This is a genomic window from Actinoplanes hulinensis (assembly GCF_019429605.1).
GTDB lineage: Bacteria > Actinomycetota > Actinomycetes > Mycobacteriales > Micromonosporaceae > Actinoplanes > Actinoplanes campanulatus.
Window position 1 is genome coordinate 13,536 of the sequence record NZ_JAHXZI010000015.1, and the last position, 18,127, is coordinate 31,662.

Sequence of the window (18,127 nt, forward strand, 5' to 3'; positions counted from 1 at the left end):
GTCCGCGCCATCGGGACGGAGACCGCAACCGCCGGCGGTGCCAGGTTCCTGGCAGTGCTGAGCAAGTGCGTGGTGCGTACCCACCGTCTCGCCCAGATCGAGCCTGGCCGGAAGACGGATCAGCACAGGGGGCCCGGAACTCCGGAAACTACGGCGAGCCGCGGACTGGGGAATCTTGATACTCGTGGTTCACCGGTCCTTGAGGCTGGGTGCTGTGATGATGTCCGGCTACGGTCGAGGCGCTGGACGAGCTGGCTAGCGACGGCGCGGCCAGTAGTTCGTTCATGTCGCGGAATCGTCCTGGCCGGGTGGAGAGTTCGGCGTGGGTGCCTGCTTCGACGATATGGCCGTGGTCGATGACGTATACCTGGTCTGCGTGGCGCAGGGTGGTCAGGCGGTGGGCGATGACCAGGACGGTGCGTCCTGCGGTGAGCCGGGCCAGCCCGCGCATCACGTAGGACTCGCTGACCGGGTCCAGTCCGCTGGTGGGTTCGTCGAGCACCACGATGGGGGTGTCCGCGGCGAGGGCGCGGGCGATGGCGACGCGCTGTCGCTGTCCGCCGGACAGCGAGAGGCCACCCTCGGCGACCTGGGTGTCGTACTTGTGTGGGAGGCGGTCGACGAACTCGTCGACGTAGGCGGCTTGCGCGGCGGCGAGCAGCTCGTCGCGGCTGGCGTGGGGGGCGCCGTAGGCGATGTTGTCGAGAATCGTGCCGGAGACCATCAGTGGTTCTTGGAGGACGACGGCGACCTGACTGCGTACCGAGCGGAGGGTGAGGTCGCGGACGTCGTGCCCGTCGAGGAGAACCTGGCCCGCGGTGACGTCGTAGAGGCGGGGTACGAGGGTGGCGATGGTGGACTTGCCGGCCCCGGTGTGCCCGGCGAAGGCGACGACCTGGCCGGGGCGGACGTGCAGGGACACCTCGTGCAGGACGGGTTGGTCGGGCTGATAGCCGAAGCAGACGTTTCTGAGTTCGACGTCGCCGGACAGCCGGGGAGCGGGTATGGCATCGGGGCGTTCGTGGACCACCGCGGTGGACCGCAGCACCTCTTCCACGCGTTCGGTGCCGGCCTGTGCCTTGCTGATCGTCGAGGTGAGCCGGGCAAGGGCTTTCATCGGGGCGTACACCTGTTGCAGGTAGGCCAGCAGCACCAGCAGGACACCCAGGCTGAGCTGGCCGCGCAATACGAGGGTGGCACCTACGAACAACACGGTGGCGCGGCCGGCCTGGGCCACGAGTTCGACCGCGGCGGGAAGCCGTGATTGCAGTTCGACGGCGCGGAGTCCGGCGTCGAGCCGGGCTCGGTTGTGGACGCGGAACCGCTCCAGAACGCGGCGCTCCGCGGCGAAGGATTGCACCAGGCGGATCGTGGTCAGGGTCTCGGTGACGTGGCCCGAGACCCGGCCCTCATGGGTACGCGCTTCGCGGGAGGCGTGCTTGATGGCGCCGCGGTAGTGCCGGACGACGGCATACAGCGCCGGGGTGACGCACAGCAGCAGCACGGCGAAGACCGGCTGGATCGCGATCGCCACGATGACGATGCCGATGAGCAGGGCCAGGTTGGGCAGTAGCGTGCTGAATGCGGCTACCAGCAGCGCCTGGATGGCTGTCACGTCGCCGGTCAGCCGGGTGGCGAGGTCCCCGACCCGTTGCTGGTCGTGAAACGTAAGGGACAAACGTTGCAGGTGGTCGAAGATGTCGGTGCGTAGGTCGGCGACGAGCCGCTCCCCGACGCCCTGCAGCAGCCGGGAGGCCAGGTAGGTGCCGAGCGCGGCCAGTGCGGCGAGCGCAACCAGGGACAGGGCGCAGACGGCGAGCACGGCTGTCGGGGAGTCGGCGACCGGACCGAGCAGATTGCCGAACAGGCCGCTGGGCGGGCGCTGTCGCAGGACGTCGTCGACGACGACCATCAGCGGCCATGGCTGCGCGAGTTCGACGGCCGCCACCAGCATCACCAGCACGCCACCGGCCATCATCCTGGGTCGGTAGGGGCGTAGGTTGGGGCCGAAACGGCGCAGGATCTCAAACACGGTCACTCCTTGCCTCTCGACGATGCTGGATCTCTTCGCGTATGGATCATGGTCGTGTTCACCTGGCTCCGACCGTCGTGGGCATCCTGTCGGTTTGCCTGGCCGGCGCGGCCGCGTGTAGTTGGGCGTTCGCGGCGGCGATGTGTGCCGCGCCGGTGCTGTCGTCGACCGGGCCGGTGCCCAGCACCAGGTGCAGGTGGCGGCCGCAGCCGTCGACGGCGCCGACCAGGGCGTGCCCGGTGGTCGGGCTGGTGGCGACCAACTGGCCGGTGTGTTCGGCCGGGTCGTGCGCGACCCATGCGTCGATCATGGGGGTGCTGGCGCCCCACCAGGTTCGGCCCTGGCGCAGGTCGGTGTGGCACCGGCCGGCCCGTAGCAGCGTCGGGTAGTTCGGGGACAGCGCGACGGTGGTGCGCAGTTCTCCGGGTAGGCCGCTGCGCCGTACGCACACCACCAGGGCGGTGCCGTCGGCGGTCAGGAGCATCTGCTTGGTCAGGCCCCGGTCGGGGCCGGGCTCGACGTCGATCAGCTCAACGACCGCGGCCGCGGGGGTGACTGTGACGCGGCCCAGCTCGTGCCGGTGGGTCTCGGTGCCGAGCACGGCCAGCGCGCCCGGATGGTTGGGCGGCGTCCGCATGTGCTGGTGCAGCTCGGCCTGGAAGTTCCAGTGGTCGGCCGGGTTGCCCACGAGCATCACCGCGCACGGAGCCGTGCCGGTGTGGGTGTCGCGGCGCACGAGCAGGCTGAGACGGCCCCCGTGACGCGGGGAGAGCACAGCGAACAGCCGGTCACTGCTGAGAACGACCTCGTCGCCGCCGTCCTCGTCCACGTCGGTGACCAGGACCCGCAGACCGTGCGGGCTCGGGTCGGCGGCCCAGCGGGCGGCGGCGAGCACGGGCAACGCGTCGGCGGCGTGGGCGGCGGTGGCCTGCACCCACGGGGCGGGGGCGCGGCCGCTTTCGGTGTCGGGATCCTGCCAGGCGGTCTCGTGGCGGCCGAGCAGCACCAGCCGTTCGGCCAGCGCGCACAAGGTGGGGTCGGCGTCGTCGTTCTCGGCCTGTTCGAGGGCGGCTTCCACGTGATCGAGGCGTTCGGCGCGCGGGCGCCAGCGTGGGTCGTCGGCCCATGGGGCGTAGTTCTCGCCGGCGCCGTGCTGGTGGGCCAGTTCGTAGTAGGTGCCGGCCTCGACGGGTAGCTCGGGTGCGGGGTCGATCTGACCGCACCAGTCGTCGAGCGCGACCGGGCGTACCGCGTGACTGTGGCTCAGCCAGCGCAGGAACCGTGCGTAGCGCTCCAGTCCTTGTTCCCAGCCGGCGACGCCGGCGACCCGTTCGAGGTCGTCGGCGAAGACGAGCAGTGATCCCTCGGGGGCCTGTCGGGCGTCTTCGCCGAGTTCGGTGAGCAGCCGGAGGTGGTCGGGGTTGTGCGGCGGCACCAGGTAGCGCAGGTGGGAGGCGATGGGGACGGCGACCAGCCCCTGGCCGTCGGCGATCCGGTACGGCATCAGCGATGGGCAGTGCAGCCGGCCGTGGACGCTGGCGGGGAAACCGTCGCTGTGCCAGCGGTACGGGCCGGCGGAGTCGAAGGCTTCCCGCGCGCTGCCCGGGTAGCGGCCCTCGCGCAGGGGATGGGCCAGCCGATCGTCGAGCAGCACCCGCTGGTAGCGCACGCCGGTAGCGGCGGTGTCGCGCAGCGGCGGCGCGCACGACGCGGTGTCCCACACCCGTTCGGGCACCCAGGCGGTCCTCAGCTGCTGGCGGGGAACTTCGAGTAGATCCTCGGCGAGATCGTGGAAGGCCCGCAGCTGTCGGCGGTTGTGTCGGGGCGAGGACAGCGGCATGACGTTCTCCCCGTAGGTGCCGCCGATCAGGGTGACCACCCCGCTGGCCAGGTGCTGGCGAAGCCGGGCCAGCAGGGCGGGCCGGTGCCAGGCGATGGCCTCCAGCACCGGGCCGGATATGTGTAGCGAAGCTGGGACGCCGAGTTCGACGTGCAGCGACAGGACCGCGTCGTAGCTGGCGGCGATGGTGCTGATCCCGTCCCGGTCGGCGTACCCGTCGGTGATCACGAACTGGTTGGCGTGGTGGACGAAGGCGATCGGGGCGGCAGTCATGGCACGGGCTCCTGGACGGTGGTGAGGGTGTGGAAGGCGGCACAGAGGCCGTCGGCGAGCACTGCCTCGGCGATGTCCAGCCAGCGGTCGAGCAGGGCTGTCCGGGCGGTGCGGTAGGTGATCAGCTCGAAGTGCAGGCTCTGCATCAGGGTGCGGGCGACCTCGGCCGGCACGGCGTCGGCGTCGGTGCCGTTGTGGGCAGTCCATCGGCGCCAGAACGCCAGGCCGGCGCCGGCTCCGGGCCGGAACGATCCGGTGCGCATCCATGAGGCGACCAGCAGTTGGGCCAGGGCATAGCCGACGTCGTAGGACGGCCGGCGCAACCCTGCGGTGTCGACGTCGATGGCGGTCACCGTGGGCGATCCACCCCGTGTCACGTGCAGGTTCTCCGGGTGTAGGTCTCCGTGGGAGGGCACCAGGCCGGGGCCGGCCGCCTGCCGGTTGTCGTGCAACAGTCGGTGGGTCGTCTCGGCGACCCGCAGCAGCCGGGTGGCGTGATCCGGATACTGGTCGGCGAGCCGGCCGGCTTGCCAGCGCAGCTGCTCCCCGGCGCGGTAACGGGTGCGGTCGGGCAGCGTCACCGACAGCGACTGCAACCGGATCAGCCAGTCGGCGGCGGCGACCGCGGCGGCGCAGCCGGCGGCTGGAGCCCGCAACCAGTGGGTCCAGGGATGACCGCCAGCCACGTCGGTGACCAGGGTGTGGTGGATACCGGACCATCCCCGCGCTGGAGTCACCGCGAATCGGGCCGGTGGGGCGAAACCCGCATCGGTCAGCCGCTGCAACCATTTCCGGGTCCAGGCGCCCTGGCTGTCGCGGTACTGCTTGAGCGCCAACCACCGGCCGTCGCAGAGTTCGAGCAGAGCCAACCGCCTGTGGCCATCACGCAGCATGACGACCTGGTCCAGGCTGCCGGCCAGAGGCGGAACCGCCGTGGCCAGGACGTTGCGCGCCCACCGCATGGCCTCCCGGGAAGCGATGGTGTCGAACCCTGGCCGCAGAGCTACGGCTGGGTTCACCTGACCGGACGTCAGCAGTCGTCCAGGGCTGGACGGGGGCTGGTGCTGCGAGACCGTCATGTTCACCCGCTCCTACGGCCGTTACCGGATTCCTCGTCTACGAGGTTGTGCGCCCCGGATGACACCCGCCTTGGCCCTGCCTTAGAGCCCTCTCATATCGGTCAGCGGGTCGTCGCCGGCCGCGAGCATCGCCGCGGACCTGAGAGTTTTCTCATCGTTGGCTCATCCGGCCGCAAGGCTGCGACGGAGACTTGATGGCATGACTGGTCGCCGGCTGGCGGCGCTGCTGGCGGTACCGCTGCTCTTGGCTGCCGCGTGGATGATCGGTGGAGCGTTGTTCACGCATCCACCGCTGGACGTGGGCGGCGTGGTCGTGGTCCCCGCCGGCAACCGGCCGACCGCGCCCGCGACCGCTCCCGCGATCGGCGCCTCGACCCAGCCGGGCGACCCGGCGACCCGCGCTCCCGCACCGCCTTCGTCGGGGACCGCCACCTCGGCTCCGGCCACCACCCCTTCCGCCCGAACCCCAGCACCGCCGGGAGCCACCAGGGTGACCAACGGACCCGCGCCGACAGCCGGAGACGACGACGATGACGACGACGGCATCGACGACGACTGCGCCGACAGGTGAATCGCCATGTTTCGCCACCCTGCGCCCCGTGCCGCGAGCTTGAGCGCCCGCAGCCGGATCATCGGCTGGATGATGCTGCTGGTGGCTTTGGCGCTGAGCGCGGAACTACTCATCGCCGCCCGCGTGCTGACCGAACGGGCCGAGGCCGAACTCGACCAGGAATTGGTCCATGAGGGCCATAAGCTGCGTGACTATGCGGGACGGACCGTGGACCCCGCAACAGGCAAGCCCTACCGTGAGGTTCGTGGCCTGCTCGCCGGCTACCTCGCGGAGGCCGTTCCCGACGCCGATGAGACGCTGTTCAGCCTGATCGACGGCCGTCCCGCGCATCGCGCCCGCACCGAGCCGCTGGCCCGGCTGGACACCGATCCGCAGTTCGTGGGCCGGATCGCCGGGCTGGGGCAGCCGCAGACGGGAACAGTGACCAGCACTGCCGGCCCGGTCCGGTACGCCGTCTTCCCGGTGCGCTTCGAGGGCGCTCCGGACCTCGGAGCCCTGGTGGTGGTCGAGTTCGCCGCACCGGTCAAGGAGCGCGTCGCCTCGACGGTCCGGGTGCTGGGCGTGGTCAGCTTCGTGGCGCTGAGCCTGGCGGGTCTGGCGAGCTGGCAGGTCGCCGGTCGGGTCCTGGCCCCGATCCGAACCCTCCGGCGGACCGCGGAGACGATCCGCGAGTCCGACCTCGATCAACGGATCACCGTGACCGGCACTGACGACGTCGCCGCCCTGGCCCGCACCTTCAACGAGATGCTCGACCGCTTGCAGAGCGCCTTCGCCGGCCAGCGGCAGTTTCTCGACGACGCCAGCCACGAGCTGCGTACCCCGATCACCGTGATCCGCGGCCACCTCGAACTGATCAGCGAAGACCCGGCGAAACGGACACGGACCCTCGCCCTCGTGCTGGACGAACTGCAACGGATGAACCGCCTGGTCGACGACCTGATGCTGCTGGCCAAAGCCGAACGCCCCGACTTCCTGGACCTGTCCGAAGTCGATGTCACCGACCTGGTGATGCAGGTCCTGGCCAAGGCCAGCGCCCTGGGCGACCGGCACTGGACGGTGTCCGGCCTCACCGAGCAGACGGTGCTCGCCGACAACCAACGGCTGACCCAGGCGCTGATGCAGCTGGCCGCCAACGCCGTACGCCACACCCGGCCCACCGACCGGATCTCCATCGGCGCTTCGACGGTCACCGACCGGCTGCGGCTCAGCGTCACCGACACCGGCACCGGCATCGCACCTGAGGACCGCACCCGCATCTTCGACCGCTTCACCCGCCTCGATCACCACGGCCGCCGAAGCCGCGGCGGCGCCGGCCTCGGCCTGGCCATCGTCGCCTCCATCGCCCACGCCCACGGCGGTCGGGTACTGCTGGACAGCACTCCGGGCAAGGGCTCAACATTCACCCTCGACCTGCCCCTGACCCCGGCCTGCCGTCCACACGATCCCGCTGCTGCCACCACAGCCGCCGACCTGCCCAGGACCCACCGATGAACCGCGTCCTGGTCGCCGAGGACGAACCCCGGATCGCCTCGTTTCTGGAGAGCGGCCTGAACAGCAACGGGTTCGTCGTCACCGTGGTCACCGACGGTGAGTCGGCCTACCAGTACGCCCGAACAGGCGCGTTCGACCTGATGGTGCTCGACCTCGGCCTACCTGTCACCGACGGCCTGACCGTTCTGCGCCTGCTGCGCGCCGAGAAGATCGACCTACCCGTGGTCGTACTGACCGCCCGCGACAGCGTCGCCGACACCGTCACCGGCCTGGAAAGCGGCGCCGACGACTACATCCGCAAGCCCTTCGGCTTCGATGAGCTTCTCGCCCGCGTCCGGCTCAGGCTCAGAGGGCCGGGACACGCACCGGAGCCGACAATGCTACGTGCCGGCGACATGACCCTCGACCTGCGCACCCGCAAGATTCTGATCGACGGCGGCGCGGCGGAGGTAGCGCTGACCGCCCGCGAGTACGCCCTCGCTGAAGTGTTGTTCCGCCACGTCGACCAGGTCCTGACCCGGGAACAACTGCTGAGCCAGGTATGGGGCCTGGACTTCGACCCCGGCTCCAACGTCGTCGAGGTCTATGTCCGCTACCTACGCCGAAAACTCGGCGACTCCCGGATCGAAACACTGCGCGGAATGGGATACCGCCTGCACGCACATCCTCCACCCCACACCACGGACTGAGCCGACGGCGGCGGCTGCTGAGACGCTGGTGGGCGGTATGCCCACCCGCTGCTCGTGACTCTGGGTCAGGTGCACGCCGACACGGCCCGCCGGTGGGTCAGCCATGGTCGGTGACGTGCGGGTGGCGAGGGGATGTCCGGCGGGCAGGATGGCGATCAGCTGCTCGGTCAACAGGTCTTCGGTGTCGAATCCGGCGAGGTCGTCGTGGGTGCCCGCGACAAGGCCCGGGGTGAGGCGGCCGTATCCCCTGGTGACCGCCCGGGAAGGGTTCGGCAAGATATCACACGATTTTAAACAATGTCGGTTGTCTATCTATTAACAAATGTTTCTACGCCGAGATTGTCAAGCTCAGGACGCATCGGACAGCACCAACTGTCCACTGTGGGTCAACTTCAGATGACGAAACCATGGGGTCGTTAACCTCGCATTCGCTCGGGTAGCAGGATGTTCAGCGGGAGTTACCGAAAAGACTCCAGAAGAACGATCGGCGTAGCGGATGTTCACCACCGCTTCGCCTCGACGGCGCTCGCCTGCCGGTTTCCGCCGGGCGCATCCACGACCTCACGACGGGATTCCTGCTGCCCTGAGCACGCCCGGAAACGAAGGAGCATCATGGCGTTACACCACCCTGCCTTGACCTCTCCGGCGAGCAACTCCTCGTCGGCGTACGGGATGCAGCGCGGCTCACCCGCCGCCCTGCTGGGCTCGAAGGCCGAAACACTCGAGCAGCTCGCGCCACTGGTCCGCACGGCCCGGGTGCTCCCTCTGCTGTACTTCCCGGTCGACGCCTGGCAGTCCGGCCCGGACCGGTTGCTCGACGACGTGCTGAGCCGGCCATGGGGCGGTCAGCCGCTGATCGTGCGCAGCAGCACCCGCAGGGAGGACGACGCCGGAACCCTGATGCCGGGCAGCTACCTGTCGGTGGCCGGCGTCGCCGGCAGGCAAGGGCTGCGCGAAGCGGTCGACGCGGTCATCGACTCCTACCGGCAGCGGCCGGAGACGGCGGTCCTGGACGGATTCGGCGAGGAGCTGGTGCTGGTGCAGCCGCTGGTCGTCAACGCCACCATGACCGGGGTCGTCTTCACGTGCGATCCCAACACCGGCGCCCCGTACCTGGTGATCAACTATGAGGAGAACGGTGACTCCGCGGCGGTCACCAGCGGGGCACGGGCCCGGCTGCGCACCTTCTACGCCTGGAAGACCAGCGGCACCGGCCGGGGCGATCCCCACCTGCAACGGCTGACGGATCTCTCCCGGGAGCTGGAGGAGCTGCTGGAGCGCGACAACCTCGACATCGAGTTCGCGTTCGACGACACCGGCGATCTCTATCTGCTGCAGGTGCGGCCGATGGTGGTCGAGACCCTGCTCGACAACGTCGACCACGAACAGGCGCTGACCGCCATCGCGACCAAGGTCCGCACGGCCGCCCAACCGCATCCCCACCTGCGTGGCAAGCGCACGGTCTTCGGGGTCATGCCGGACTGGAACCCCGCGGAGATCGTGGGCACCCGGCCGCACCCGCTCGCCCTCTCGCTGTACCGGCGGCTGATCACCGACGGTCTCTGGGCAGATCAGCGGGCCCGGTACGGGTACCGCGACGTCCGCGGGTTCCCGCTGATGGTGGACTTCTTCGGTCTGCCGTACATCGGTGTCCGGGAGAGCTGCAACTCGCTGATTCCCGCCTCGATCGACGACGAGCTCGCCGAACGGCTGGTCGACCACTACATCGACCGGTTGGCCGCGAACCCGGAACTGCACGACAAGGTGGAGTTCGACGTCGTGTTCTCCTGCTACTCGCTGACCCTGCAGGAACGCCTGAGCAACCAGGCGGAGCACCTGTTCAGCGTGCGGGAGCGCGACGACCTCGTCAGCGCGCTGCGGACCCTGACCAACCAGCTGATGGATCCGGAGCACCCGGCGCGCCGGGAGGACCTGGCGAGCATCGCGTCGCTGCGCGCCAAGCTGGGCGAGGTTCGCCAGTCCGACCTGGACCTGCCGACCCAGATCTACTGGCTGCTGGAGGACTGCCGCCGGTTCGGAACCCTGGCCTTCGCCGGCTTCGCCCGACTGGGGTTCATCGCCACCGAGATCCTGCGGTCGCTGGTGGACACCGAGGTGCTCACCGAGAAGGACGTCGCCCGGCTGATGGCCTCGCTGGACACGGTCACCAACCGGATGCTGCGCGACCGCACGGGGCTCTCGCGTGCCGAGTTCCTGCGCCGGTACGGCTTTCTGCGCCCCGGAACGTACGACATCCGCTCCCCGCGCTACGACGAGGAGCCCGACGGCTATTTCGACTGGCCGAACTCGCGGGTCAAGCTGGCGGCGCCCGAGCCGTTCCGGCTGCCGGCGCCGACCATGCACCTGATCGATGACCTGCTGCGCCAGCACCGCCTGGAGCAGGACGCGTACGGGCTGCTGAACTTCATCATCACCAGCATCGAGCTGCGGGAGAACTCCAAGTTCGAGTTCACCCGGCACCTGAGCGAGGCGCTGTCGCTCTTCACCCAGCTGGGCCGCGGTGTCGGCATGGACGCCGAGGAGATGTCGTACCTCGACGTGGACTGCGTCGACGAGCTGCACCGCGGCGCCGAGAGCCCCGCCACGGTGCTGCGCCGGTGTTCCGCGGAGGGCCGGCGGCGCTACGAGCTCACCCGCCGGCTGGTGCTCCCGCCGATGATCACCGAACCGGCCGACGTGAAGGCGTTCCACCTGCCCAGCACGGAGCCGAACTATGTCACCCAGGAGTGCGCGGCCGGGCGGGTGGAGCTGGTCTCGGCGCATCCGGCCGACCTGGCGGGCAAGATCATGATGCTGCCCAGTGGTGACCCCGGCTACGACTGGATCTTCTCCGAGGGGGTCGCCGGATTCATCACCCGCTACGGCGGCGCGAACTCCCACATGGCGATCCGCGCACACCAGTTCGGCATCCCGGCGGTCATCGGCGCCGGCGAGGTCCTGTACAACCGCTGGGCGGCAGCCGAGTACCTCAGGGTGGACTGCCTCAACCACCGCGTGGAGATCCTCCGATGATGCGTATCGCCGTCACTCAGCGCGTGGTCGTCGACCCCGTGCACGGCACCCGCAGCGACGCGCTCGACCAGCGGTGGTGGCCGTTTCTGCACGACTGCGGCCTGGTCGGCATGCCGGTGCCGAACGACGCCGACGCCGCCGTACGCCTGGTGCGCGCCGCCCCGGTCCACGGCATTCTGCTCACCGGCGGCAACGATCTCGCCGAACTCGGCGGGGACGCGCCCGAACGGGACCGCACCGAGACCGCACTGCTCGACGTGGCGCACGAGTGCGGCCTGCCGGTGGTGGCCGTCTGCCGGGGCATGCAACTGCTGCTGCGCCGCTTCGGCATCCCCCTGCGACGGGTCGACGGGCACGTCGCGGCCCGGCAGACCGTGACCATCGGGACCCGCAGCCGGGTGGTGAACAGCTACCACCACTGGGCGGCGAACACGGTGCACCCGCCGCTGCGGGCGTGGGCCACCGGGCCCGGCCGGGTCGTCAAGGCGGTACGGCACGAGACCGAGCCGCTACTGGGCCTCATGTGGCATCCCGAGCGCCTCGCGCCGGACCTCGCCGAAGAGGACCGGCAGGTGATCCGGGAGCACTTCGGCGGTGCCCGATGAGGGGGATCATCCTCGCCGCGGGACGTGGCAGCCGCCTGGGCGGCCTGACCGCCGAACGGCCCAAGTGCCTGGTGCCGCTGGCCGGCCGGCCGCTGCTCGACTGGCAGCGTGCCGCGCTCACCGCCGCCGGGATCAGCGATCTGGCCGTCGTCGTGGGCTACCGTCGCGAACTGGTCGACGCCGCGGACCTGACGGTCCTGCACGCCGCCCGCTGGGCCGAGACCAACATGGTCGGTTCCCTGCTCGCCGCCGAGAAGTGGCTGTCCGCGGGGCCGTGCGTGGTCTCCTATGCCGACATCGTCTACAGCGCCGCGACCGTACGCCGCCTTGCCGCGGCGCCGGGCGAACTGGCCATCGCCTACGACCCGGCCTGGGCCGAGCTGTGGCGGCGGCGCTTCGCCGATCCCCGCGACGACGCCGAGACGTTCCGGCTGGCCGCGGACGGCGCGCTGGCGGACATCGGCGCCCGGCCGGCCACCATGGAGGAGGTCCAGGGCCAGTACATGGGCCTGCTGCGCTTCACCCCGCCGGCCTGGTCGGCGGTACGGGCGTTGCTGGACACGCTGTCGCCGGCCGAGGTGGACGCCCTGGACATGACCAGCCTGCTGCGGATGCTGCTGAGCGCGGGCCGGCGGATCGAGACGGTCGCCTGCGATGGCGCCTGGGGCGAGGTCGACAGCGGCACCGACCTCGCGGTCTGCGAGGACCTGGTGGCCCGGGGCGATCTGCGACTCGACGAGCAACGGAAGGAACTCTCATGATCGTTTGGCTGATCGGTCTCTCCGGCGCCGGGAAGACCACCGTCGGAACCCGGCTCGCCGCACGGCTGCGCCCGGAACTGCCGAATCTCGTCTACCTCGACGGTGATCTGCTGCGTGACGTCTGGGGCGGCGACCTGTCCCACGACGTCGCCGGGCGTGAGGTCAACGCCGCCCGGCTGAGCAAGCTCTGCCTGATGCTCGACCGGCAGGACATTCACGTGGTCGCCGCGGTGCTCTCCATCTTCCCGCGGTGGCAGGCGTGGAACCGGGAGAACCTGTCCAGCTACTTCGAGGTGTTTCTCGACGTGCCGATGGACGTCGTCGTCGACCGTGACACCAAGGGCCTCTACCGGGCGGCGCTGCAGGGCCGCGGTCACGACGTGGTCGGCGTCGACATCCCGTTCCCCCGGCCGGCCGACCCCGACCTGGTGCTGGACAGCTCGGGACGCGACGGCACACCCGACGAGCTGACCGACCGGATCCTCGCCGCGCTGCACGCCCGGACCGCCCGATGAGGGCCCGGCATCTGGCGGCTCTCGCGGCCGGATACCTGGCCGCTGAGTACGGCGTCAGCGTCCTCGTCAAACGCCTCAAACCCGTCTTCCCCTGGCTGATCACCCCGGCGGACCTGACGCCGCCGATCCCACCCGGCCTGGTCGAGCGGCATGTCGCCAAGTCGTTCGACCCGGAGCTGGGCTGGTGCCGGCGTCCCGGCGAACAGGGCGACGAGGCCACCGACGGCGGCCGGGTCGGCTACGCCGTCGACCAGCACGGCCGCCGCCGCAACCCCGGCTTCGAGCAGGACCCGGCGCTGGTCGCCTGCTTCGGGGACTCGTTCACGTTCTGCCGGCTGGTCGCTGACGACCAGACCTGGCCGCATCACCTGTCCCGGGCGCTCGGGGTCAACGCCGCCAACTACGGCGTGGGCAACTACGGCCTGGACCAGGCCCTGCTGCGCCTGGAACGCGAACTGCCGAACCTCGAGTCGCGGGTCGTCGTCATGGGAGTGGTCCCGGAGACCGTCGCCCGCGTGCACTCGTACTGGAAGCACTACTTCGAGTACGGCAACGTCCTGGCCTTCAAACCACGCTTCACCCTGGGCCCCCAGGGGCTGCGACTGCATGCCGGAGCGGTGCGCGAACCCGGCCAGTACGCGACCTACCGGCAGCGCCTCGCCGAGATCACCGCGCTCGATCCGTTTCACGCCGGCAAGTTCCGCCCGGATCTGCTGCACTTCCCGTACCTGCCGAAGCTCGTGCGGCGGGCCCGCCGGCATCTGCCGGTGCTGGCCCATCTCACCGCCGGCCTGGCGCGCGGCCGCCGCGAGGAGGCGGTCCGTGCGGCGTTCGGTGTGGTCCTGCGCGACAACGCCCGGTGGACGGCCCGGCTGTACGCGGACCCGCAGGCACGCCGGCTCATGCGCGCCCTGGTCGAACGGTTCGCGGCGGTGTGCCGGGACGCGGGCAGACATCCCGTACTGCTGATCATTCCGCAGCTGGCCGACCTGGAACGCGGCGACGGCGCGACGGCACATCATCAGTTCGCCGCGGAGGCGGCCGGCATCCTGCCGGTCGTCGACATGACCGGCAGGTTCCGGCGGGAACCCGACCGGGCCGGACTCTTCTCCTACGGCCGGCTGGGACCGCACTGCAGCGACCACGGCAACGCCCTGGTCGCCGATGAGCTACGGCCCGTCGTCGGCGCCCTGCTCCACTCCGACGCCGAATCCCACGCGGGGTGATGACCGATGCTTGACGCACTGGGGCTCACCCCGGCCGACCAGAGGGTGTACGCCATGTGGCTGCGGCATCCGCAGTGCACGGCCGCCGAGATCGCCCGGCGGCTCGGCGCGACCGAGGACGAGGTGACGGTCAGCCGCAGGGCACTGATCGGCGCCGGCATACTGATCGCCGACACCCAGCGGCCCGACCGGCTCACTCCGGTCGCGCCCGACGTGGTGGTGGACCGCCGGCTGGCCGACATCGAGGCCGCCGCGGCGCGCCAGCGGGCGCAGGCCATGCAGGCACGCGTGCACCTGTCCGCCCTGATGGCGCAGCAGATGTCAGGTGACGGCGGTGACCTTCCGGGTCAGCGCATCCGTGGACGGTTGCGGCAGGCCAAACTCGACGAACTGGTCCGTGGCGCCCGCGGGGAGATCGTCGCGTTGCAGGCGGGCCGGCCCACGGCCACCGGGCTCACCGGCGCGTCGACGGGCCTGGACCGGCGCGTGCTGCGCCGGGGCGTGGCCATCCGGGTGCTCTACCCGCACGACCGGCTGGCGCGCGGCGACGACGTGGCCCACGTGCGGCGCCTGGCCGGCGACGGCGCCGAGGTCCGCACCACAGCGCGGGTGCCGGCCGCGGCGCTCGTGGTCGACCGGGCCGCCGCGGCCCTGTTCGTCGATGGCGACGACGGCGAGACGGAGATGCTGGTGCTCATCGACCACGTCGTGGCGGGCACGCTGGCGGCGCTGTTCGAGTCGTGCTGGGGGCAGGCTCAGCCGCTCGGCGCGCCGGTCGACGGGCTGAGCGGCAACGACCGTACGTTGCTGCAGTTGCTCGCCCTCGGCGCCACCGACGAGACCGCCGCGCGCAGCATGGGGGTGTCGGTGCGCACCGTCCGGCGGCACGTGTCCCTGCTGCTGGACCGCCTCCAGGCGGTCAGCCGCTTCCAGGCCGGGGTGCAGGCCGCCCAGCGCGGATGGCTGTAGGGCCCGCACGTCGCGCTCATCGCCGGGGGATCAGCAGCAGGGTCAGCAGCGCGCCGGCCCCCACCACGAGCGCTCCGGTCAGCTCCACCGAGCGGAAGGCGATGCCCGCCCCGAGCATTGTCATGAAGGCGGCCACCGCCAGCGCCCCGCCGAGGTGGCTCATGCACTCGAAGAGCGCCGAAGCGGTTCCCCGGTCGTCCTCCGGCGCGTCGCTGATGCACTCACGGGTGAGCCCCACGTAGATCGGGCCGGAGCACAACCCCCACAGCAGCAGCCAGGGCACCATCCGCGGCACGCTGTCGGAGGTGGCGATCAGCGTCAGCGACACCGCGCACAGCGCCATCGCCGTCACCACGATCGTGCGTGAGCTGAAGCGGCGCATCAGCAGCGGGCCCAGGGTGGAGCTGACCACACCGCCCACCAGGACCGGCGACAGGGCCAGGCCGGCCGCGTCGGCGGAGAGCCCGTACTTCTCCTGCAGGGCCTGGCTACCGATCACGATCAGGGCGGTGTACCCGGCGCAGTAGGTGCCGAACGCGAGGTAGCTGCCGGCCCGGCGACGCGACGCGAGCAGGCCGGGTTTCACCATCGGGTACGCGGACCGGCGCTCCACCACGACCAGCAGCACCAGCAGGGCCAGCCCGGCGCCACCGAGCAGAGGCGCGCGTACGCCGCCGTGCTCCCCGATCTCCTGCAACCCGAGCAGCAGCACGATCAGCCCGGCGCTGACCAGCACGGCGCTGGCGACATTGAGCCGCTGGCCGGACACCGCGCCCGGCCGGTCCGCCGGCAGCAGCACCCGCGCCACCGCCAGCGCCGCCGCGCCGACCGGCACCGTCACCAGGAACACCCAGCGCCAGCCGAACTGCGTGGTGACCACACCGCCGAGCATGGCGCCGGCCAGCCCGGCCGACCAGGCCGCGAACGCGATCACCGAGAAGACGCGACTGCGCCACGGCTCGGTGTCGAACTCGCCGGCGGCGGTGGAGAGCGCCGCGGGCAGCGCGAACGCCGCGGCGACACCCTGCAACCCCCGGCCGGCCAGCAGCACGGCAAGGTTCGGCGCGAGCCCGGCCAGCAGGCCGGCGCCCGTGCACACGGCCAGCCCCGCCATCATGACCCGGCGGCGTCCCCACACATCGCACACCCGGCCGCCGAGGATCAGGAAGGCGCCGATGGTCAGCGAGTAGAGGCTGACCACCCACTGGAGCACGCCGGGCCGCAACGCGAACTCGTCACCGATGGCGGGCAGCGCCGTGGCGACCGCCAGGCTGTCGAAGAGCACCAGGAACGAGGCGCTGGCGAGCAGCAGGGCGATGGCCCAGGAGCGGCCGGCCGGCCGCTCCTGGGCCACACGTGCCGTCGGCGACGGCGCCGCGTCGGTCACCGCCGCGGCCGCAGGCGGGCGATCCAGCCCACCGTCTCGTACGGGATCTCCAGCTGATCGGAGCCGAGCGAACGCACGTAGGCGTCGATGTCCTCGAGGATCGCCGGGAACCGGTCACCGGCCTGGCTCTCCAGGATGCCGTGCGATCGCCACGCGGCCAGCCAGTCCTCGACCGGCACCCGGTGCAGGACCGGTTCGCGCACGGTGGTGGGCTGCTCGAACAGGCCGCTCTCGATGATCACCGGCGCCTGGTCCTCACGCCGGACACCGTAGCCGTAGTCCGGGATACGCCGGCGGATGATGGTCTCGACCTCGTTCTGGATCGGGTCGTTGAGGTCCCGGTGGTTCCAGATGCAGGTGAACCAACCGCGTTCCCGCAGGATCCGTGCCGTCTCCTTGAGGGCGAGCAGCCGGTCGGTGGTGGCGAACGAGGAACCGAACGTCACCAGGTCGTATGCGTCCGTCTCCAGGCCGGTGTCCTCGCCGACGCCGACGTGCCAGGTCACCGTGCCACCCTCGGTGCGCTCGATGCCGATCGTGCGCATCGCCTCGTTGGGTTCGACGGCGTCCACGACACAACCGCGGGCCAGCAGGTCGACCGTGAGATGAGCGTTGCCGGCGCCGACGTCGGCGACCCGCGGACCCTGCTTGCCGGTGGCCTCGACGATCTGGTCGATCGCCGTCGGCGCGTACGAGGGTCGCTGGGTGTAGGTGGCGGCGAGGTCGGTGTAGTCCCACTTCACGTACTTCTCAACGGCGGGCATGCGGTAGACCTTTCTTCTCGTCGGGGGAGTGCCGGGGCGGGTAGTCGAGGAACCCGCGGACCACGTCGATGAAGGCGCCGTACTCGTCGTCCTGCACGTTGTGGCCGCTGTTCTCGAACATCCGCAGTTGGGCGCCCGGGATGCGGTCGGCGATCTCCACCGAGAACTCCGGAGCGCAGATCCAGTCGTGACGCGCCCCGATCACCTGGGTGGGCACGGTGATCCCGGGAAGCTGGTCGGTCACGTCGTACTTGTGGAGATCAACGCCGTACGCGGCATTGATCGCCTCGTGGTTGAACCGGGGTTTGAAGGACTGCTCCTCGGCCGTGTCGAAGTGCTGGGCGTACATCGAGCCCATCGTCTCGAAGTAGTCCCGCATCTGGTCCACGTTCTCGAACCCGCCGCGGAACAGCCGTGCCGCGGCGGACTGCTGCCGGGCGGTGCCACGCTCCGCGACGATCTCCTGCGCCCGCGTCATGAAGCGGTGGTCGGGGGCGGTGACCACGAGGATCAGGTGGCTCAGGTGCTGCTGGTAGCGGGTGGCATAGGTCATCGAGACCATGCCGCCGTAGGAGATGCCGAGCAACCCGATCCGGTCGAGGCCGAGATGCGACCGCAGCGCCTCGACGTCGTCCACATAGGTGTCCATCGTGTGGGTCCCCGGCGGTGCGGGCGCGGACCATCCGCAGCCGCGGTAGTCGAAATACACCAGCTGGGCCTTGTCGGCCAGCGGTGCCAGGGTCGCCTTGAGCCGGCTGTGGTCGCCGCCCGGTCCACCGGGGACCACGAAGAGCACCGGCTTGTGGCGCATCGTGGCGCGGTCCCGCACGAGGCCCGCTCCGTCGATGTCGAAGAAGAGCCTGGCACCGCGGACATCTGCGTACACCTGTCA

General features: G+C 70.6%; 15 protein-coding genes. 9 read left to right on the plus strand and 6 right to left on the minus strand.

The genetic code is table 11. The annotated features are described in order from the left end of the window. Positions 1 to 148: 148 nt before the first annotated feature. From KZ829_RS26600 to KZ829_RS26610, 3 genes are read right to left on the minus strand one after another with little or no spacing between them, the layout of a single operon-like run. The gene (locus KZ829_RS26600; RefSeq protein WP_220146653.1) at positions 149 to 2,032 is read right to left on the minus strand and encodes an ABC transporter ATP-binding protein; all 1,884 of its coding nucleotides are present in this window, start codon (positions 2,030 to 2,032) and stop codon (positions 149 to 151) included. A 58-nt stretch (positions 2,033 to 2,090) separates the two neighbouring features. Then, the gene (locus tag KZ829_RS26605) at positions 2,091 to 4,145 is read right to left on the minus strand and encodes a polysaccharide deacetylase family protein (RefSeq protein WP_220146654.1); all 2,055 of its coding nucleotides are present in this window, start codon (positions 4,143 to 4,145) and stop codon (positions 2,091 to 2,093) included. Further along, positions 4,142 to 5,224 (minus strand): phosphotransferase, encoded by a 1,083-nt coding sequence (locus KZ829_RS26610; protein WP_220146655.1) that lies wholly within the window; start codon positions 5,222 to 5,224, stop codon positions 4,142 to 4,144. The genes KZ829_RS26605 and KZ829_RS26610 overlap by 4 nt, the downstream gene beginning before the upstream one ends. Before the next feature lie 199 nt (positions 5,225 to 5,423). Here KZ829_RS26610 and KZ829_RS26615 point away from each other — a divergent pair, with 199 nt between their 5' ends. The 9 genes from KZ829_RS26615 (at position 5,424) to KZ829_RS26655 (ending at position 15,084) form a co-directional block, all read left to right on the plus strand. Beyond that, positions 5,424 to 5,795 (plus strand): hypothetical protein, encoded by a 372-nt coding sequence (locus KZ829_RS26615; RefSeq protein WP_220146656.1) that lies wholly within the window; start codon positions 5,424 to 5,426, stop codon positions 5,793 to 5,795. Between the two features lie 6 nt (positions 5,796 to 5,801). After that, positions 5,802 to 7,286, plus strand: a complete 1,485-nt coding sequence (locus tag KZ829_RS26620) for a sensor histidine kinase (RefSeq protein ID WP_220146657.1) — start codon at positions 5,802 to 5,804, stop codon at positions 7,284 to 7,286. Next, entirely contained in the window at positions 7,283 to 7,975 is a 693-nt protein-coding gene (locus KZ829_RS26625) for a response regulator transcription factor (RefSeq protein ID WP_220146658.1), read from the plus strand. Before KZ829_RS26620 ends, KZ829_RS26625 begins: the two co-directional genes overlap by 4 nt. Before the next feature lie 633 nt (positions 7,976 to 8,608). Continuing rightward, on the plus strand, positions 8,609 to 11,008 hold the full coding sequence (locus KZ829_RS26630; RefSeq protein WP_220146660.1) for a PEP/pyruvate-binding domain-containing protein: 2,400 nt from the start codon (positions 8,609 to 8,611) through the stop codon (positions 11,006 to 11,008). Next, positions 11,008 to 11,613 (plus strand): gamma-glutamyl-gamma-aminobutyrate hydrolase family protein, encoded by a 606-nt coding sequence (locus KZ829_RS26635; RefSeq protein ID WP_220146661.1) that lies wholly within the window; start codon positions 11,008 to 11,010, stop codon positions 11,611 to 11,613. Before KZ829_RS26630 ends, KZ829_RS26635 begins: the two co-directional genes overlap by 1 nt. Further along, entirely contained in the window at positions 11,610 to 12,374 is a 765-nt protein-coding gene (locus tag KZ829_RS26640) for a phosphocholine cytidylyltransferase family protein (RefSeq protein ID WP_220146662.1), read from the plus strand. Before KZ829_RS26635 ends, KZ829_RS26640 begins: the two co-directional genes overlap by 4 nt. Next, positions 12,371 to 12,889 carry an adenylyl-sulfate kinase gene (locus tag KZ829_RS26645; protein WP_220146663.1) on the plus strand — a complete coding sequence of 173 codons (519 nt, stop codon included), beginning with the start codon at positions 12,371 to 12,373 and terminating at the stop codon, positions 12,887 to 12,889. The genes KZ829_RS26640 and KZ829_RS26645 overlap by 4 nt, the downstream gene beginning before the upstream one ends. Then, on the plus strand, positions 12,886 to 14,115 hold the full coding sequence (locus KZ829_RS26650; protein ID WP_220146664.1) for an SGNH/GDSL hydrolase family protein: 1,230 nt from the start codon (positions 12,886 to 12,888) through the stop codon (positions 14,113 to 14,115). Before KZ829_RS26645 ends, KZ829_RS26650 begins: the two co-directional genes overlap by 4 nt. A gap of 6 nt (positions 14,116 to 14,121) precedes the next feature. Then, positions 14,122 to 15,084, plus strand: a complete 963-nt coding sequence (locus tag KZ829_RS26655) for a helix-turn-helix transcriptional regulator (RefSeq protein ID WP_220146665.1) — start codon at positions 14,122 to 14,124, stop codon at positions 15,082 to 15,084. A 16-nt stretch (positions 15,085 to 15,100) separates the two neighbouring features. Here KZ829_RS26655 and KZ829_RS26660 read toward each other — a convergent pair whose 3' ends face one another. From KZ829_RS26660 to KZ829_RS26670, 3 genes are read right to left on the minus strand one after another with little or no spacing between them, the layout of a single operon-like run. Further along, positions 15,101 to 16,471: an MFS transporter gene (locus KZ829_RS26660; protein ID WP_220146666.1), complete on the minus strand. Its 1,371-nt coding sequence runs from the start codon at positions 16,469 to 16,471 to the stop codon at positions 15,101 to 15,103. Continuing rightward, a complete protein-coding gene (locus KZ829_RS26665) occupies positions 16,468 to 17,235 on the minus strand; it encodes a class I SAM-dependent methyltransferase (protein WP_220146667.1) in 768 nt (255 codons plus the stop codon). Before KZ829_RS26665 ends, KZ829_RS26660 begins: the two co-directional genes overlap by 4 nt. Further along, positions 17,222 to 18,121, minus strand: coding sequence for an alpha/beta fold hydrolase (locus KZ829_RS26670; protein ID WP_220146668.1), 900 nt, complete (start codon positions 18,119 to 18,121; stop codon positions 17,222 to 17,224). The genes KZ829_RS26665 and KZ829_RS26670 overlap by 14 nt, the downstream gene beginning before the upstream one ends. Between the last annotated feature and the right edge of the window lie 6 nt (positions 18,122 to 18,127).

Excerpts from the sequence above, each read along its gene's own strand:
- KZ829_RS26605 (WP_220146654.1), bottom strand. The coding sequence starts at position 4,145 with ATGACTGCCGCCCCGATCGCCTTCGTCCACCACGCCAACCAGTTCGTG.
- KZ829_RS26610 (WP_220146655.1), bottom strand. The coding sequence starts at position 5,224 with ATGACGGTCTCGCAGCACCAGCCCCCGTCCAGCCCTGGACGACTGCTG.
- KZ829_RS26615 (WP_220146656.1), top strand. The coding sequence starts at position 5,424 with ATGACTGGTCGCCGGCTGGCGGCGCTGCTGGCGGTACCGCTGCTCTTG.
- KZ829_RS26620 (WP_220146657.1), top strand. The coding sequence starts at position 5,802 with ATGTTTCGCCACCCTGCGCCCCGTGCCGCGAGCTTGAGCGCCCGCAGC.
- KZ829_RS26625 (WP_220146658.1), top strand. The coding sequence starts at position 7,283 with ATGAACCGCGTCCTGGTCGCCGAGGACGAACCCCGGATCGCCTCGTTT.
- KZ829_RS26635 (WP_220146661.1), top strand. The coding sequence starts at position 11,008 with ATGCGTATCGCCGTCACTCAGCGCGTGGTCGTCGACCCCGTGCACGGC.
- KZ829_RS26640 (WP_220146662.1), top strand. The coding sequence starts at position 11,610 with ATGAGGGGGATCATCCTCGCCGCGGGACGTGGCAGCCGCCTGGGCGGC.
- KZ829_RS26645 (WP_220146663.1), top strand. The coding sequence starts at position 12,371 with ATGATCGTTTGGCTGATCGGTCTCTCCGGCGCCGGGAAGACCACCGTC.
- KZ829_RS26650 (WP_220146664.1), top strand. The coding sequence starts at position 12,886 with ATGAGGGCCCGGCATCTGGCGGCTCTCGCGGCCGGATACCTGGCCGCT.
- KZ829_RS26655 (WP_220146665.1), top strand. The coding sequence starts at position 14,122 with ATGCTTGACGCACTGGGGCTCACCCCGGCCGACCAGAGGGTGTACGCC.
- KZ829_RS26665 (WP_220146667.1), bottom strand. The coding sequence starts at position 17,235 with ATGCCCGCCGTTGAGAAGTACGTGAAGTGGGACTACACCGACCTCGCC.